Origin of the sequence: Leucobacter sp. gxy201 (genome assembly GCF_051043335.1) — a bacterium.
In the GTDB taxonomy this organism is placed as follows: Bacteria; Actinomycetota; Actinomycetes; order Actinomycetales; family Microbacteriaceae; genus Leucobacter.
In genome coordinates this window covers 1-16,131 of the sequence record NZ_JAMXWS010000014.1, presented here as the reverse complement: position 1 = coordinate 16,131, position 16,131 = coordinate 1, and the positions used below count along the sequence as shown (strand labels likewise).

14 protein-coding genes and 1 pseudogene are annotated in these 16,131 nt (G+C 58.2%); 13 read left to right on the top strand and 2 right to left on the bottom strand.

What is annotated here, in order from left to right; translation table 11 throughout:
- Positions 1–77: 77 nt before the first annotated feature.
- Positions 78–239: pseudogene (locus NHL51_RS13725) on the top strand (ATP-binding protein); the annotation flags it as partial.
- A 394-nt stretch (positions 240–633) separates the two neighbouring features.
- Complete coding sequence (locus NHL51_RS13720; RefSeq protein WP_434144637.1) at positions 634–1,356, top strand: GntR family transcriptional regulator; 723 nt, start codon at positions 634–636, stop codon at positions 1,354–1,356.
- Positions 1,357–1,402: 46 nt separating this feature from the next.
- Here the strand turns inward: NHL51_RS13720 and mtnK are convergent, their stop codons facing one another.
- Both mtnK and mtnA read right to left on the bottom strand, forming a co-directional pair.
- Positions 1,403–2,563, bottom strand: coding sequence for an S-methyl-5-thioribose kinase (mtnK, locus tag NHL51_RS13715; RefSeq protein ID WP_434144635.1), 1,161 nt, complete (start codon positions 2,561–2,563; stop codon positions 1,403–1,405).
- A gap of 36 nt (positions 2,564–2,599) precedes the next feature.
- On the bottom strand, positions 2,600–3,649 hold the full coding sequence (gene mtnA, locus NHL51_RS13710) for an S-methyl-5-thioribose-1-phosphate isomerase (RefSeq protein ID WP_434144633.1): 1,050 nt from the start codon (positions 3,647–3,649) through the stop codon (positions 2,600–2,602).
- A gap of 324 nt (positions 3,650–3,973) precedes the next feature.
- Here mtnA and NHL51_RS13705 point away from each other — a divergent pair, with 324 nt between their 5' ends.
- The 11 genes from NHL51_RS13705 to NHL51_RS13655 all read left to right on the top strand — a co-directional run bounded on the left by NHL51_RS13705 (position 3,974) and on the right by NHL51_RS13655 (position 16,116).
- Complete coding sequence (locus tag NHL51_RS13705; protein WP_434144631.1) at positions 3,974–5,896, top strand: SDR family oxidoreductase; 1,923 nt, start codon at positions 3,974–3,976, stop codon at positions 5,894–5,896.
- Positions 5,893–6,276 (top strand): cupin domain-containing protein, encoded by a 384-nt coding sequence (locus NHL51_RS13700; protein WP_434144629.1) that lies wholly within the window; start codon positions 5,893–5,895, stop codon positions 6,274–6,276. Before NHL51_RS13705 ends, NHL51_RS13700 begins: the two co-directional genes overlap by 4 nt.
- A gap of 40 nt (positions 6,277–6,316) precedes the next feature.
- Positions 6,317–7,201 (top strand): 3-hydroxy-5-phosphonooxypentane-2,4-dione thiolase, encoded by an 885-nt coding sequence (lsrF, locus tag NHL51_RS13695; RefSeq protein ID WP_434144627.1) that lies wholly within the window; start codon positions 6,317–6,319, stop codon positions 7,199–7,201.
- Positions 7,202–7,222: 21 nt separating this feature from the next.
- Entirely contained in the window at positions 7,223–7,990 is a 768-nt protein-coding gene (locus NHL51_RS13690; RefSeq protein WP_434144625.1) for an SDR family NAD(P)-dependent oxidoreductase, read from the top strand.
- Between the two features lie 74 nt (positions 7,991–8,064).
- Positions 8,065–9,444: a M20 family metallopeptidase gene (locus NHL51_RS13685; RefSeq protein WP_434144623.1), complete on the top strand. Its 1,380-nt coding sequence runs from the start codon at positions 8,065–8,067 to the stop codon at positions 9,442–9,444.
- Between the two features lie 41 nt (positions 9,445–9,485).
- On the top strand, positions 9,486–10,931 hold the full coding sequence (locus NHL51_RS13680; protein ID WP_434144622.1) for an aspartate aminotransferase family protein: 1,446 nt from the start codon (positions 9,486–9,488) through the stop codon (positions 10,929–10,931).
- Between the two features lie 109 nt (positions 10,932–11,040).
- Positions 11,041–12,027 carry a sugar ABC transporter substrate-binding protein gene (locus tag NHL51_RS13675; RefSeq protein WP_434144620.1) on the top strand — a complete coding sequence of 329 codons (987 nt, stop codon included), beginning with the start codon at positions 11,041–11,043 and terminating at the stop codon, positions 12,025–12,027.
- A gap of 22 nt (positions 12,028–12,049) precedes the next feature.
- Positions 12,050–13,537: a sugar ABC transporter ATP-binding protein gene (locus tag NHL51_RS13670; protein ID WP_434144619.1), complete on the top strand. Its 1,488-nt coding sequence runs from the start codon at positions 12,050–12,052 to the stop codon at positions 13,535–13,537.
- 55 nt (positions 13,538–13,592) lie between these two features.
- Positions 13,593–14,516, top strand: coding sequence for an ABC transporter permease (locus NHL51_RS13665; protein ID WP_434144618.1), 924 nt, complete (start codon positions 13,593–13,595; stop codon positions 14,514–14,516).
- Between the two features lie 25 nt (positions 14,517–14,541).
- Positions 14,542–15,582 (top strand): Gfo/Idh/MocA family protein, encoded by a 1,041-nt coding sequence (locus NHL51_RS13660; RefSeq protein ID WP_434144616.1) that lies wholly within the window; start codon positions 14,542–14,544, stop codon positions 15,580–15,582.
- A gap of 174 nt (positions 15,583–15,756) precedes the next feature.
- Positions 15,757–16,116, top strand: a complete 360-nt coding sequence (locus NHL51_RS13655) for a hypothetical protein (RefSeq protein WP_434144614.1) — start codon at positions 15,757–15,759, stop codon at positions 16,114–16,116.
- Positions 16,117–16,131 lie beyond the last annotated feature (15 nt).

Genomic DNA, 16,131 nt, shown 5'->3' with positions numbered 1-16,131 from the left:
ATGCCCTACATTCTGCCGGTTCTACGACTTGACAATCATAGAAGCGTCTCCACGGGGCTTGACCGCCGTTCGGACGTTGGGGTGAAGTTTTCTCCGACGATTTGGTTGCCGGAGCGATGATCGATCGTCTCGTCCACTACGCAGAAGTCCTTGCCCTGGGCGGGGACTCATACCGCACCAAAGCCCGCCGAGACCTCCTCGGCGCTACCCCGCCGCTACCAGCGGGAACCAACCAATAAACACGCACGGGGTCAATTTTCAGACGACGAAAAGGGGTCAAAATTCAGCCGCTGTTGACAACACCGGGGTGCAACGCCGGCTGGATCGCGCCGCTGAGCGATCGGGCGAGGCTGAGCTTCACGCCTACACGAGATGCTCCGCAAGCAGGCCGCACGAGATCAGCGCCTTTCAGAGCGCGGGTGACGGCCCGGAGTGATATTCCGCAGCCGTCACTGGGCTGTGAACATGCGACGTCATCGCGGCCCACATGCCTCCGTCTGCATGTAGTCGGACGGCGAACTCGATATTGTGTAAAATTACCATTGATGTCTTAAAACTATGTTTCAGGTACACGATCATCGCGGATCTGTGATGCGCTAGGCCTGGCTGAGAGGATGCTGGTGGAGGCCGAGTATGGCGCGTAAAGGAACACTGGTATCGAAGGTAGCTGAAGGACTTCGCCAATCGTTGAACGACGGCACGTATCTTCCGAACAGCAGGCTACCGACGGAGGCGGAACTGGGCGAGATGTTTGGAGTGTCCAGACCGACCATTCGTGCCGCGCTGCGAGATCTTGAAGCGAAAGGTCTGGTGCGCACCAAGCATGGCGTCGGAACATTTGTGAATGAGCGTCGCACCATCCGAGCTGGGCTCGAGCGGCTTGAATCAATCACCGACTCAGTTCGAGCAACTGGGGCGGAGCCGGGCATGGTGTATGAAAGCCAGATCATTAGGCATCTGCTTCCCGACGAGGCTGAACGTATGGGGCTGTCGCCTCAGGCGGAAGTGATCGAGCTGCGCAGATCGATCCTGGCAGACGGAGATGTCGTCGCCTATTCCTACGACCTGATCCCGCTGTTAGGGCGGAGCGCGGAGATTGAGCCGGGAGAATTCACCGGCTCAATCTTCGAACATCTCCAAGAAAAGACGGGCCGACGGGCATCTCACGCCGTTGCAGAGGTCCATGCGGTCTGGTCAGAGCATATTGGCTGGGGGAGAGAGTCGGACGAGCACCGCCTGTTTCTCCTCCTCGACCAGCTGCACTACGACCAGGCGAATCAACCGCTCGTATATTCACGCACGTACTTTATTGAGGGACGGTACGTGTTCCATATCTTCAGAAGCCGTTCCGTCTAAGGGTGTGACCCCGCCGGCGGGGTCGGTGTGAGCGTACTGCTGCGACCTAGTCGTGAATCGCCCGATCCCACAACTCCTCGACGGTGCGTACGGGGCGCCCCAGGGCGAGCCAGCGGGCATTTCTGCCGATGCGCTGCTTCGCCTCGTAGCGTTGCGGAAGTTCAAGGCTTTCGATATCGGCAACTTGCGCCATTCCGACCATTCTGCGGATCATCTCGGTTGCAGCATATGAGGCCGAGTCTTCGAGAACGCGCGCGAGGAATGTTTCTTGCCAAGGTTCAGAGTCAGGCCAGAGCTCAGCGATTGTTTCCACAAACACCTCCCAGAACGTCAGCGCTTCCTCGGTGATGAGCTTCACTTGCTCTTGGTTGCCGAGCAGGTCATGGCGCGTGCTCGCAAAGGCCAGGTGCGCAAGCACGTTGCCGGTGTCGTATCCGATCGGTCCGTAGAAGGCGAACTCCGGGTCCATCACCCGCGCATCGCCATCGGTGACCATCACGGAACCAGTGTGGAGATCTCCGTGAATGAGTGCTTCACCCTGGGTCTTGAACGCCCAGAGTAGTCGCTTTGACTCAGCGAACAGTTCGGAGTCACGGCGCAATCTCTCCGCCAGCTCACGCGAAGAATCATCAATGTTGTTTGATGGGCTATCAATATACGGCGACGTGAATACAAGGTCTTCGCTAATCGCGCACAGTTCAGGATTTACAAAGTCTTTCAGCAGCTGTTTGCGATTGTCGGCGGGAACCAGCACGTCCGACGTGCCAAGTGTGATCCGAGCCGTAATCTCACCCACTTGGGCGCCCATTCCGGCGGGGAGGCTCCCGTCGATCAACGTTTGACGCCAGATCACGTGGTCCCGCAGGTCTTCCATCACGATGAGGTGCTGGTCAGCATCAAAGTGAATGAGATTCGGAACCCCGCCTGGCGAAAGCTCGTTATGGAGCGACAGCGCGGTCGCCTCAATCCTTGCGCGATCGACAGTCAGCGGCCAGCCCTCACCAGCGAGGCGAAGGTATGGAAGGGCTTGCTTGACGATCACTGATCCGTCTGACGTGCGCACGCGATAGACGAGGTTGAGGTTGCCATCGCCGATTTCGTCGGCGCTTTGCGCATCGATATCCAGTTCAGCCTTGAGCCAGGCACACAGTTCTTGAGTGCTCAATGGAGCAGCGCTGGGTGACGTGGATTCATCTTCGAATGTCATGGAATGTCGCCTTCCGTGTGAGAAAGTGGCCGGGTATCAGTGTGAGGAGCTGAGTGGTACGAGCGAAGCAAAGATATCGCTATTTGTTGCAAGCACGGGTTCGATGACACCGTGCTCGGTGGCGATCGCTGAGATGAGTTCTGCGGGCGTGACGTCGAATGCTGGGTTGAACACCTGCGTGCCGTCTAGGGCAACCTTTGCGCCACCAACTTCGAGGACCTCGGAAGCGTCTCGCTCTTCGATCTCGATCTCGCTTCCGGTCGCAGTATCCAGGCTCACGGTTGAGAATGGTGCGGCAACGACGAATGGAATGCCGGCGAATTTGCATGCCAGTGCGACCGACAGCGACCCGATCTTGTTTGCGGTATCGCCGTTCATGGCAATGCGATCAGCCCCGATGATCGCAACATCAACAAGGCCTCGCGTAATCGTGCTCGCTGCGGCTGCGTCAACTTGTACCTTATGAGGAATGCCATCCTGCGTGAGCTCCCAGCTGGTGAGTCGTGACCCTTGGAGGAGCGGGCGTGTCTCGTCTGCGTAGACCATCTCCACCATCCCATCCTGGTGCAGGTGCTTGATCATGCCATACGCGGTGCCCCAACTTGTGGTTGCAAGCAGGCCCGTATTGCAGTGCGTGAGCACGCGCAGCGGACGACGAGCACAGTGAGACATGATCCACTCGGCACCGTGCGCAGAAAGTGCGAGGTTTCCGGCCTTGTCCTCGTTTGCGATGTCGATCGCTTCAGCCAGTGCCCCTTCAGCGTTGGAGCTTGCTTGCATCACCCGATCCACTCCCCAGGCAAGGTTGACCGCGGTGGGGCGTGCGTTCCTCAGCGACTCGACGGCACTTGCGAACTCGGCAGGAGACCAGTGCTCTCGCGCTGCTTCGCGGTGTGCGAGGGCAACACCATACCCGCCTGCGGCACCGAGCGCGGGAGCGCCACGAACCGCTAGGCGCTGGATCGCGTCGACCAACTCTGCAACTGTTGTGACATTCAGATACTCGACCACATGCGGAAGCCGAGTTTGGTCGAGTAGCCGAACGGTTGGGATCGTTCCTTCGATCCACTCAATGGTATTTGCCACGCCTATTGCCTTACTGAGTCAATCGGACACCCTGTTGTGTCCTGCCATTCATTTGTTGAATGATTGTAACCTAATGGTAACAACCAGTAGTTCAACATGACTTGTCGTTGAATGCAAGATATCAGCGAGCGTCGGTTGCTATTTTGATGAAAGGTATTCGCGGAAGAACGTTGAAAACATGCGAAAAATTCACCACCACACTGATGAGATTGTCGAGCTTGGCGCGTGACTGGTAATTTGGACTTGAATTAGTTCTGCGAACTTGATGTAATAACAATTACGCAATTTTTATCAAACAACACTCAAGGGGGAGTTGTGGTAGTAATGGGTGAGACGGCTTCAGTGTTGGAAGCCCTTGCCGCCGCATCGCGTGAAATTGGTGTCGATCCGGCTCTCGTCTTGCACGGGGGCGGAAACAGTTCCATCAAGCTGTCTAGCTCTGCGGGTACGACGCTCTGGATGAAGCCCAGTGGTTACGATATGGGCGAGATCACGAGCGATGACTTCGTGCCGTTGGATGCCGAGGCCGCAGCAGCCCTGATTGATTATGAAGATCTCACAAATGACGATCTCCTGCCGAGACTGCGAAATCTCATCACCGGGCCAGCAACCGCAGATCCCTCAGTTGAGACCCTGGTGCACGCGCTGATCCCCGTGGAGGCGATTCTTCACTCACATGCGGATGTGCTGCTTGCGCTGAGCGATACCCCGCTGACGAATGAAGAGCTCGCCGAGATCGTTGGCGATCGCGTGGCTGTGATGGACTATGCCTCCTCAGGTCTGGATTTGGCGCAGGCAGTGCTGGACACCTGGAATTCGAGCGCAGCTGGCGGCAAGGCGATTGACGCCATCCTGGTGAGGAAGCACGGGCTCTTCGCGTTCGCATCGAATGTGCAGGCAGCGCTTGAGGCGCATCAGGATGTGATCTATCGCGCAGAAGAAGCGTTGAAGGCTCGCGGGGTGGAGAGCGTCAAGGCTACGGCGCTCGCCTCAGCTGAACACACTGCCGAGTATGTGCCGACCCTGCGTAGCCTCTTGAGTGCGCAAGCGGGCCGACCTGTCATTGTGAGGTCTGTCGCAGTTGATTCTGGCAAGGCAACACTGTTTGAGGCGCTCAACGAACTCGAGCGCGGCCCTGCCACACCTGATCACGTGAACTGGTTGGGGCTCCGCCCGTTTGGGGGATCCACGGCTGAGGGCCACCTGCAATCTCACGAATCTTTCATCGAATCGACGGAGACGGAGTCGGATCTTCCTGATGTCTTGAGTTTCCCTCGGGTGGTTCGCGACGAAGCGGCGGGTTTCCTTGCAACTGTCGGAGACGACGCGGCAGGAGCGAAACAGACTGCGGAAATCCTCGCCAGCAACATCTTTATTGCTGATGCCTCTCAGCAACTCGGTGGGTACGAACCCGCTGCGCTTGGACAGTCGAGGTGGCTTGCCGGTTGGTCAGCGCAGCAGGCAAAGCTCGGATTGCGTGACGCCAAGCCGATGACAGGTCAATCAGTGCTCGTCACTGGCGCCGCCTCCGGTATTGGCAAGGCGTGTGTTGACGTGTTTCTCGAGGCTGGCGCTTCGGTTGTGGGCTGGGATCTCTCAGAGACCATTCTCGAGGTGTCTGATGCTCCCAATTACACCGGCGTCGTTGTGAATGTTACTCACGAGTCGGCCATGGAGACGGAAATTCAGCGGATCATTGCGCTGCACGGTGGCCTTGACGTGGTCGTTGTCGCGGCAGGGATTTTTCCTGAAGCACAGCTCATCGGTGATCTCAATATTGAGACGTGGCGTAGGGTGCTCGACGTCAACGTGACCAGCGTCGCCAGGCTGTTCTCACTGATCCAACCGTTGCTCGCGGCCTCACCCTGTGATCCGCAAACAATTGTCATCGGTTCGAAGAATGTCGCGGCTCCTGGGCCGGGGGCGGCAGCGTACTCCGCCTCAAAATCGGCGTTGACACAGCTATCCAGAGTCGCTGCGATGGAGTGGGCGCCCCTCGGGATCCGTGTGAATGTGGTGCATCCGAACGCCGTATTTGACACTGCGCTGTGGACACCGGAGCTCTTGGAGGCACGGGCGGCTCACTACGGCATGACCGTTGCAGCGTACAAGACCAACAACCTGCTCGGCAGAGAGGTGACAAGCCGAGGAGTTGCGGAACTTGTCATGTCGCTGTGCGGGCCAGGTTATCAGGCCACGACCGGTGCACAGATTCCAATTGATGGCGGAAATGAGAGAACACTGTGAATCCAACCGAGAATTCCAACATTATTCGCTCGCAGGTGGCAGACGCCTCCCTCCGGTTTGGCGACTGGGGGCCCGGATATCTGCTGGACAGTGAAACTTGCCGTATCGGAATTGTGCGACTTCGTCCCGGCGACGAGGTCGAGAACCACCTGCACGCTGAGAGTGACGAGTCCTTTATCGTGGTTTCGGGTAAAGCCGAACTGTGGGTCGACCGGGAACAGCAAGCCTCGCTCGTCGCAGGCGATATCGCCCAGTGCAAGGTGGGTCACGAGCACTTTTTGCGTGCGTTCGGGGAAGAGATGTTTGAAGCGTATTTCATCAAGTCACCTGCCGGTGGGGACGATACCAGGGCTGTTCCATGGACGCCCGAGAGCAATTGAATTACCCCCAAATCGTTTATCTGGAAAGGAAACACATCACATGGCTGATCTCGACGATCCAATTGTAGCCACAAACTTCGGAGTGGGACGCCCACAAGAGCCGATCACTGGCACCGTGAAGGGGGCAAGCCAGCTCGACTTCGGAATGCAGCATCGACTCAGCCGAATTTTCGGCGCCGACGGCCGCACCGTGATGCTCGCATTTGATCACGGATACTTCCAGGGGCCCACCTCAGGCTTGGAACGCATCGACCTCAACGTTGTGCCGCTGGCAGAGCATGTGGATGCGCTTATGGCCACTCGAGGCATCATTCGTTCGCTGGTTCCTGCCAACACGAACAAAGCGTTGGTCGTTCGCGCCTCCGGTGGACCTTCGGTCTTGAAGGAGCTCTCGGATGAGCGCATTGCGATGAACATCGAAGACGCGACCCGAATCGATGCAGCGGCTGTCGCGGTGCAGGTCTTTGTCGGCGGAGAGGGTGAGACGCAGTCGATCCATAACCTCACTCGACTCGTGGATGGCGGATATCGCGCAGGTATTCCCGTTCTCGGCGTGACAGCGGTCGGGCGTGAGATCGCGAGGGACGCGCGATACCTGGGCCTCGCGACGCGGATGATTGCAGAGCTTGGCGCGCAACTAGTGAAGACCTACTACTGTGAAGAAGATTTTGCGAAAGTGACGTCAGCCTGCCCAGTGCCGGTGATTGTCGCCGGAGGCAAGAAGATCAGCTCCTTCGACGCGCTTTCGATGGCGCGTCGTGCGGTAGACGAAGGTGCGGACGGTGTGGATATGGGCAGGAACATCTTCCAGCGCGAAAGCCCTGCTGCCATGGTCCAGGCGGTATACGCTGTCGTGCACGGCGGTGTTTCGGCCGAAGAAGGTCTGGAAATGTACCGCTCGCTTTCAAACGGCGCGCAGGACTAATTACAGGGAGCGTTACGTCTGATGACTGCAGTAGTGACAGGAGCGTCGGGGGGAATTGGTGCGGCAATCGCGCATGAACTCGCGGGGCTCGGACATCGTGTCGTCGTTACTTCTCGTCGGGCAGAAGCGGCGGAGGCCGTCGCCGCATCGATTCGTGACGCCGGGGGACGCGCACAGTCAGCGTCTCTCGACGTCACGGATCGGGCAGCAGTGGACGCGCTGGCAGCCGAAATCGACGCTATCGATGACGGCATTACCGTGTGGGTCAACAACGCCGGCGTCTCGAAGATGCAACCGTTTCTCTCAGTTTCTGAGGGAGATTTGACCCAGACGATGCACGTGAACCTGTACGGCACGTTCTTTGGTGGGCAGGCTGCAGGGAAGGTCATGCGCGCGCGAGGCACGCGCGGTGTCATTGTGAACGTGGCCTCGATGGCCGGCCAGACGGGCGCCGTTCCATTCTTAAGCGATTATGTCGCAAGCAAGTACGCGGTCGTCGGTCTCACGCAATCTATGGCGACCGAGCTGGGCCCGCTGGGAATTCGAGTGAATGCCGTCTGCCCCGGCTATGTGGCAACCCCGATGCAAGACCGTGAGGTCTCGTGGGAAGCAGCTCTGACCGCCCAAACCGAAGCAGAGGTGCGAGATGGCTATGTCGCTGCGACTCCGCTTGGACGGCTGAGCACCCCTGAGGACACGGCCAAGGCGGTGGGATTCCTCACATCGGACGCCGCGGAGTTCATCACGGGGATCGCATTGCCGGTGAACGGTGGCGCACTGATGGGCTGAGCGGGCAATGACCGCCGTCGGCGCGCGGTGCTAGCGCCGCCCCGAGGTCCGAAAACACAACGGATGAATGAGGAATGGAGAGACCAATGACGCAAGAACACGGTGGCGACTCGGCACAGCCAGCGAGTCGATACTTGAGCGAGATCGCTTCGCGAGCCGAGGCGTACCGAGAAGACATGGCAGGGCTCCTCTCTGAGCTCGTCAAAATTCCGAGTGTGTCTCCCAAGTACCCGGGAGAAGATCTCGATGCTCATCTTGGCAAAGAGGGTGATGTGGCCCGCAAGCTGGCGGAAGTATTCGAAGGAACAGGTATCGAGCTCGACTTCTGGGAGCACGAACCGAAACGAACAAATGTCGCGGCAATCAAGCGCGGAATCGGTGGGGGAAAGTCCCTCATATACAACGGTCACACTGATGTGGTGCCCCCGGGCGATCCGAGCAAGTGGACCGAAACTGATCCGTACTCCGGCCGCTATGACGGTGAGCGTGTGTGGGGTCGTGGCGCTACGGACATGAAGGCGGGCCTGGTGGCGCAGGCATATGCAGCGAAGATCTTGGATGAGCTGGGTGTGAAGTTGAAGGGTGACCTCATCGTTGAGGCAGTGGTTGGCGAAGAAACCATGGATCACGAAGCGGGTACTGGCTCCGCAATCTCTCGCGGCTATGTGGCCGACGGCGCTGTTGTGACCGAGCCGAGCTCGCCAGAGCCGCTCTCGGTGGCACCCCACTCAGCCGGACTCTTGTGGTTCGAACTTGAGATCAAGGGCAAGCGCACCCACGCTTCAATGCGGGGCCAGTCCATACACGCGAGTGGTGGGGGCCCAGAAGTGGGTGTCAACGCGATCGATAAAGCCTTCATCATTTATGAGGCCCTCATGCGGCTTGAGCGTGAGTGGGCGTTTACGAAAACTCACCCAGACTACGTGCCTGGACATTTCTCGATCCTGCCTGGCGCGATCAAGGGCGGTCCCATCTTTGGTGAGATGGTGCCGTTCCAACTCTCTGAGATCACCGTCATCGACTACCTCATCTGGTACCCACCGCAGGATGATCCCGCTGAGGTTCGCAAGGAAATCGAAGAGTTCATCCACCACGTTGCGAGCACGGATGCATGGCTCCGGGAGAACCCCCCGATCATTACGTGGAAGCAGAATTGGCCCGCAAATAATCCGGGGGAAGCGTCGGACGAGCTCGTTGATGCCGTGGTTCGTGCCCATCGCCTGGGTTCGGTAGGGACACCCTTCGAAAGCATGGCAGAGAAGCTGGGATTCCTCGCTGTGTGCGATGCGACGTTCCTGACTGAGAAGGGCATCCCCGCAGTGAGCTACGGACCTGGAGACATTGGCGTCGCGCATGCGGACAATGAGTTCGCTTCAGTCGATGAAGTGGTCATGGCAGCGAAGACGTTGGCGCTGCTCGCTATCGACTGGTGCGGCGACGCGACTGACGAGTAAAACACACCTCCTGCAGTAACAAGAATGATTGGAATGACAGCATGAGCTCATCGGCTTTCGAAAACAGGTTGCTGGCGCAACGGAACAAACTACACACGTCCCCAGAGCAGCTTTCGGAGCGAGTGGAGAAGTCGCACTATGGCCCGGAAGCAAAGTCGCTCCTCCAGCGCCAAGTTAGCAATGAATCAACTGGGGCGATTGGATTCGCGCTGTGGGATGTTCCCCCGGCTATCGTCCGAGGTGAGGGAACCCGCGTCTTTGATGCCGACGGTAAGTCCTACATCGACATGCTTGTGGGATTCTCGGTAAATAACCTTGGGCACTCGCACCCTGACATCGTCGAGGCAATTACGAAGCAGGCGAACACACTCATTCAGTACTTCGACCTGCCGACGCCGCCCCGCGCTGAGCTCTCCGAGCGTCTGGTGGATCTCTCCCCGATCCCCGATTCTCGGGTTGCATTCGGCACGACGGGATCTGACGCGATCGACCTGTCGATCAAGATAGCGCGATGGTACACGGGTGCACCAATGGTGCTCACGACCTACGGCGGATACCACGGTACGACCCAGGGAACGATGGCGATGACGGCGAAGGGTGGTATGTGGTCCTACTTCTACCCCGTGGGGCCGCACGACACCGCTCATGCGAAGATTCCATACTCCTACCCCTATCGGAGTGCATTCGGTGCGTCCCCCGAGACGGATGCTGAGGCCTGCCTGGAGTTCATCCAGCGCATGTTCCGTGGGAAGGAGACGCCATTCGGAGATGGTCGTGGCGTGAGCAACGTGGCGGCGATCCTGGTTGAGCCGATGCAGGCGAGTGCCGGATACATCATGCCTGGAGAAGGGTACCTGCAGGGGCTGCGCGAGCTGGCTGATGAGCACGGCATCCTCCTGATTTTTGACGAGATTCAGACCGGTATGGGGCGTTCAGGGAAGATGTGGGCGAGCGAGCACGAGGGGATCGTGCCCGACCTCTTCACCACGTCGAAGGGTCTCGCCTCCGGCATGCCGATCTCGGCGCTTATTGGGCGCAGCGACATCCTCTCGTCTTGGGGTCCAGGCGCACACGTGGGAACATTCTCGGGTACACCACTCGCATCTGCTGCGGCTAACGCGACACTCGACGTGTACGCCCGCGACGGGATTGTCGAGAATGCAGCGCGTATGGGCGACTACTTCCGCGAGCGGCTGGCTGAATTGCAAGACAAGCACACGCTGCTCGGTCACGTTGACGGCAGGGGCCTGTTCATTGGCCTGGAGCTGGTGATGGATCGTGCGACCAAGGAACCTGCGCCTGAGGCAACCACTGCAGTGCTCAACGCCTGCGTGCGGGAAGGGCTGCTGTTCGAAAAAGGTGGCTACTACTACAACCGGCTGCAGCTGATTCCAGCGCTCATTATCGATAAGGCGGAGATCGATCAGGCAATCGACATTCTTGATCGTGCGTTTACTGAAGCAGCCAACCTCGTCGGGGTGAAATAAAGAAAGGACCGGCACGAAGACTCGATACGAGTTCAATTTATCAACATCTAGTACGAGAGGAACGGCCTCAGTGTGGCCGTGGATCTCACGAATTCAAAGGAGAATACGCGTGAAGTTCAAGAAAACTGCAGGCGCCGTGCTGCTTGCCGGCGCCCTTGCCCTGACAGGTTGTGCGGGCGGGGGAGACGGCGGCGATAGTGCAGCCTCGAACGAGGGCTGCGAACAGGTCATTACCGTCGGCTTCAGTCACCCCAGTGGCGATGACGCCTACGTCGTCGCACTCAAGGGTGCTGTCGAGCGCTACGCTGCACAGGAAGAATGTGTGGAGCTGCTGCTCGATAACACGCAGCTCAACAACCTGGAAGATCAGCGCGCGACGATCGAGAACTGGGTCACCCAGAAGGTCGATGCGATCGTGATGACCCCTGTTGATGCCGCAGCGCTCGAGGATCTGCGTGAAGCCGCGCAGGCACAGGGTACGAAGTGGATTAGCTACGCTGAGCAGTTGGACGGCACTGATGGTTCAGCCGGCTTCGACAGCGACAGCAGCGGCCGCGATGCTGGAGCATACGCAGTTGAGTGGCTCGAGCGCAACGAACTCAAGCCGGGAGAGGTGACGGTTGGTCTCACTACCTCGCCACTCGACGCGTTTGACGGACGCAACATCTTCGCAAAGGAAGTCTTGGAGGAGGCTGGCTACGAGGTGGTGTCGTACCAGGAGTGCAACAACACCGAGTGCGGGCTCCAGATTGCTCAGGATGCACTTCGTGAGAACCCCGACTTGCGAGTGTTTATCGGAGTCTCGGATGACGCCGGCGTTGGCGCGATCCGTGCCTTCGAAGAGTCGAACGTTGATATCGAAGAAGTTCTGATCATGGGACACAACGGAAGCCTTGAAGCGCTTGAAGCAATCAAGTCCGGTGGACCGTTCCGCGCAACGCTCGCGCTGCCGCTTGACGAACTCGCAGAGTCGATCCTTGTCTCCGCAGTCAATTCAGTGAAGGGCGAGGGCGAAACGCACCTGGCTACGCCAGCTGAGGTTGTGAGCCAGGACGATCAGACAGAGGTCGACCGCCTCATCGCGATGTTTGGCTAATACACAGAGATTAGGAGCTCCAATGACTGGAACTGCTCTAACAGTAGTTGACGTCTGTAAGGCATACGGCAGCAATACCGTGCTGCGGTCCGTAAGCATGATGGCTGAGCCCGGTGAGGTTCACGCACTGCTCGGGGCCAATGGTGCAGGAAAATCGACGTTGCTCGGTTGTATCAGTGGTGCTGTCACCGCCGATAGCGGCATCATCAAGCTGGGTGATGACGAATTCACCAATCTCAGCCCCAAAGAGGCGTTGGATCAAGGCATCGCGCTCATCTATCAGGAACTGCAGACGATCGACGATCTCACTGTCGCCGAGAACGTGTTCCTAGGCGATGAAGATTCAGGTTCGTTAGGGATTAACGACCGTGAAGAGAACGCAGTGGTGAAGGAGCTCCTACAGCGGCTCGGTTCCTCGGCTAACCCCGAGGACCGGGTCGCCACCCTCGCAACAGGTGAACGAAAGCTAGTAGACGTTGCGCGCGCGCTGAGGAGAAAGCCGAGTGTGCTGATCCTCGACGAACCAACCGCGGCACTCAGCTCACGTGAATCTGAACGCTTGCTCAGCATGATCCGGAACCTCGCAAGCGAAGACAACATTGTTGTCATTCTGGTGACCCACATCCTGCGTGACGTTCTGAACTACGCTGATCGCGCCACCGTCCTTCGCGATGGTGAGGTGCTGCTGTCAGAACCAGTTGCTGACCTTTCAATGGAGCAGCTCGTGCAGGGTATCTCCCTCACGGGTGACGTGCGGGCACCATCAATGGAAACACACGCCAGTGATCTTGTGCTGCTCGAAACGCGTGCCCTGGTGGGTGCGCGGAGCGGGCCGACCGACCTCACCATTCATGGTGGCGAGATCGTAGGTATCTACGGGCTCCTCGGATCAGGCCGAACGGATCTCTTAGAAACGTTGGCCGGTGCGCGGCACATGCGTGGCGGAGAAGTGAATGTTCTCGGCAAGAACGCAAGAATCAGTTCGCCTCAGCAGGCAATCGGGCATGGGCTCGCACTCGTGCCGAGTGACCGGAAACATGCCGCCCTGTTTGGTGAGATGGCTGCGTATGAGAATGTGTTGCTTCCGCATTTGAAGAAGATTAGTAAGCCGGTGCGAAACATTCGCGGAGAACTGAAAGCATTTGACGCGATTGCGAACCGCATCCAGTTGCGGCCCAACGCGCCGCAGCTAGAGGTGAGCAAGTTCTCGGGCGGCAACGCGCAGAAGATCTCTGTCGGGCGCTGGATGGCCGAGCTTGCAGGTGTTTCCATGCTCCTCGTTGACGAGCCCACACAGGGCGTTGACGTTGGGGCGCGCGCTGAGATCTATGAACTCATGCGTGAATTTGTTGCTGGTGGCGAGCGTGCAGTGCTGTTCGCGAGTAGTGACCCAGAAGAAGTGGTCGCGGTAGCGTCACGAATCATTGTTATGTCCAAAGGAAAAATCGTCGCTATGCGAACGGACCGAATGAGTGAAAGCGAGCTGATCAGCCTTGCAAACAAAGAATAGTGCCGAGACTGACATCAGGGAGGCTGAGGTCAGCAAGAAGGTGCGCTGGACCAACATGATCGGCTGGATCCTGCCAGTCGCAACGATCCTGTTGATGATCTATTTCAGCCTCAGCACCAATGCGTTCCTCACATTTGACAACCTGTTTGCAGTTGCGAACCAGAACTCAGCAACGTTCGTCGTTGCGGTCGCAATGGCGATGCTGTTGATGTCTGGAAATATCGACCTGTCTGTGGGTTCAACCATGGCACTCGCGGGTGTGTCTGCGGGGCTGGTGTTCAACAGTGCCGGTTTCTGGCCCGGCCTCATCGTTGGCCTGCTCGTCGGCCTTGTGGTGGGACTGATCAACGGAGTGCTCATCGGGATCCTAGGCTTCTCAGCGATCGTCGTGACGCTCGGTATGTTGGCCTCCGCCAGAGGTGTTGCGCTCACGCTGGCGCCGTACAACGTGTTTGGATTCCCAGAGGGCGCCGCAGCCCTCGGAACCGGTAAGATATTCGGGATACCGTATCTGGTCATCATCGCCCTTCTTATCACGCTGCTCGTGATGTTTGTGATGAATCGTCTCCCGGCAGGTCGCCACATCATTGCCATTGGTGTGAACAAGCGTGCAGCCTTTTTGACCGGTATTCGCGTCAACCGGACGGTGATGTGGCTGTACGTGATTGTAGGCCTGGCGACTGGTCTCGCAGCAATCATGCAGGTGACTCGTCTTAACAGCGCGCCATCGGCGAGCCTCGGTCTGGGCTTTGAAGTTACGATCCTTACTGCGGTGCTGCTCGGTGGAATTCCATTCGAGGGTGGCCGCGGATCGATCTGGCGTGTGGTCTTGGGCGTGTGGCTTATCGGCGTGGTGAAGAACGGCCTGACGCTACTCAACATCGGTGTGGAGATCAGTGGCATCGTGACTGGTCTCGTGCTCATCCTGGCCGCCGCACTCGAGACGCTCCGAAGGAAGGTCCTCAGTAGTACGTCCTGATGGCAGAAGGAAGCGAGGAGTTCACATGAATCCCAACACATCAACACCCCGTGTCGCAGTGGTGGGTGCTGGCTCGTTCGGCTCGCTGCATATCGGCGCCCTCTCACGTCTCCACGGATGCGAGCTGGTCGCCCTCTGCGAGCCGAACGAGCGGGTCGCAGCGGGTCTGGCTGAGAAGTATGGGATCCCCCGTACCTATACCGCCCTGGATCAGCTGCTCGAAACTGAAGAACTCGACGCAGTGTTCCTCACCATTCCAGAGCACCTGCACGTCGGGTTCGCGACGAAGGTGATTAATCGTGGCATTGATTGCTTCATAGAAAAGCCACTGGCGTTGACAGCGGCCGAAGGGCAACAGCTGATCGATCTCGCTGCCGAGAAGCAAGTGATCCTGCAAGTCGGTCACATCCTCCGGTTTGAAGCCCAACACGCGATTCTGTATGACTCTGTGGTGAACGGCGCACTGGGAGAAGTGATGACGATCCGCGCAAAGCGGAACGCGCCATCTGCAATGTGGGAGACGAGCGGTAAGAGCGCACACATCGCGATGGCAAATCTCGTGCACGACGTCGATCAGATTCTGTGGATGTCTGCAGGACAACGAGCAGTGTCGATTCGTGCTTACGAACGCAACTTCACCGGGCACGAGTTTCCCGACTGTGTGGTGGCGACGATTGAGATGTCAGGTGGGACACTCGCCATGGTCGAGGCGAGCTGGAGCGTGCCGAGTGGAGCGCCAGCGAATATCGTGAGTGACCAATGGAGGGGGCGATTTGATGCGAGCCTCGAGGTCGTCGGCACCACAGGTACCGGACATGTGCAGGTGTACGAATCCGGACTCGAGATCTGGGGTGAAGATGCGAGCTCTGCACCAAACTCGGCACTGTGGCCAGAGATTCACGGGGCGATTGGTGGGGCCCTGCGTGATGAGCTCGCGAACTTCCTCGACCGAATCAGTGGCAGATCCGCTGCGGAGATTGTGTCGCTTCCCGACGCGGTGCATGGCCTCGAGATTCTCGAAGCCATAGTCGAATCTGCACGCACCGGCACAGAGGTACGCCTGTGACCCAACCGAGTGCCGTTCACTCTCTCTCCCGATTTTCTATGGACGGGCGGAATGCGCCCGCCAGCGCGTCGAGCTTCATGACGGGATTCGTGGTGACCGCAGATGACGGCTTAGTGCTCTAGTTAGGCCAAGACCTCAACAACGAAGTAACGAGGAGAATTAGGAATTGTCATCATGAACCTTCACCCCGATTTTGTTTTCGATCATCTCGGCGTACCCACAACAGTTTCGCGCCCGGGAGAGCTGTTCGTGGCTGCGACGAAAGTCTGGGTGACGAACCCCAGGAAGCACCCATTCAACGTAGAGTTTTTGCGATTTGAGGATGACAGCGAAGTCACTGGCCCGCTGCGCGACAAGCACCACACTGCATACCGTGTTTCAAATTTGAGTGATGCTCTGAGTGGTCATGAGATCCTTGCGGAGCCATTCCGGCCGGCTGAGCGATTCGCGACCGTCGCTTTCATCATGTACGACGGCGAGGTCATCGAGTTCATGGAGTTCGACGATCCGGAGAATACTGAGTGGTTCGGCTAAGCAACTAGGCCGAGT

Coding starts and splice junctions, on each gene's coding strand:
- NHL51_RS13720 (WP_434144637.1), top strand. CDS start 634: ATGGCGCGTAAAGGAACACTGGTATCGAAGGTAGCTGAAGGACTTCGC.
- mtnK (WP_434144635.1), bottom strand. CDS start 2,563: ATGACATTCGAAGATGAATCCACGTCACCCAGCGCTGCTCCATTGAGC.
- NHL51_RS13705 (WP_434144631.1), top strand. CDS start 3,974: ATGGGTGAGACGGCTTCAGTGTTGGAAGCCCTTGCCGCCGCATCGCGT.
- lsrF (WP_434144627.1), top strand. CDS start 6,317: ATGGCTGATCTCGACGATCCAATTGTAGCCACAAACTTCGGAGTGGGA.
- NHL51_RS13690 (WP_434144625.1), top strand. CDS start 7,223: ATGACTGCAGTAGTGACAGGAGCGTCGGGGGGAATTGGTGCGGCAATC.
- NHL51_RS13685 (WP_434144623.1), top strand. CDS start 8,065: ATGGAGAGACCAATGACGCAAGAACACGGTGGCGACTCGGCACAGCCA.
- NHL51_RS13680 (WP_434144622.1), top strand. CDS start 9,486: ATGAGCTCATCGGCTTTCGAAAACAGGTTGCTGGCGCAACGGAACAAA.
- NHL51_RS13670 (WP_434144619.1), top strand. CDS start 12,050: ATGACTGGAACTGCTCTAACAGTAGTTGACGTCTGTAAGGCATACGGC.
- NHL51_RS13665 (WP_434144618.1), top strand. CDS start 13,593: ATGATCGGCTGGATCCTGCCAGTCGCAACGATCCTGTTGATGATCTAT.
- NHL51_RS13660 (WP_434144616.1), top strand. CDS start 14,542: ATGAATCCCAACACATCAACACCCCGTGTCGCAGTGGTGGGTGCTGGC.
- NHL51_RS13655 (WP_434144614.1), top strand. CDS start 15,757: ATGAACCTTCACCCCGATTTTGTTTTCGATCATCTCGGCGTACCCACA.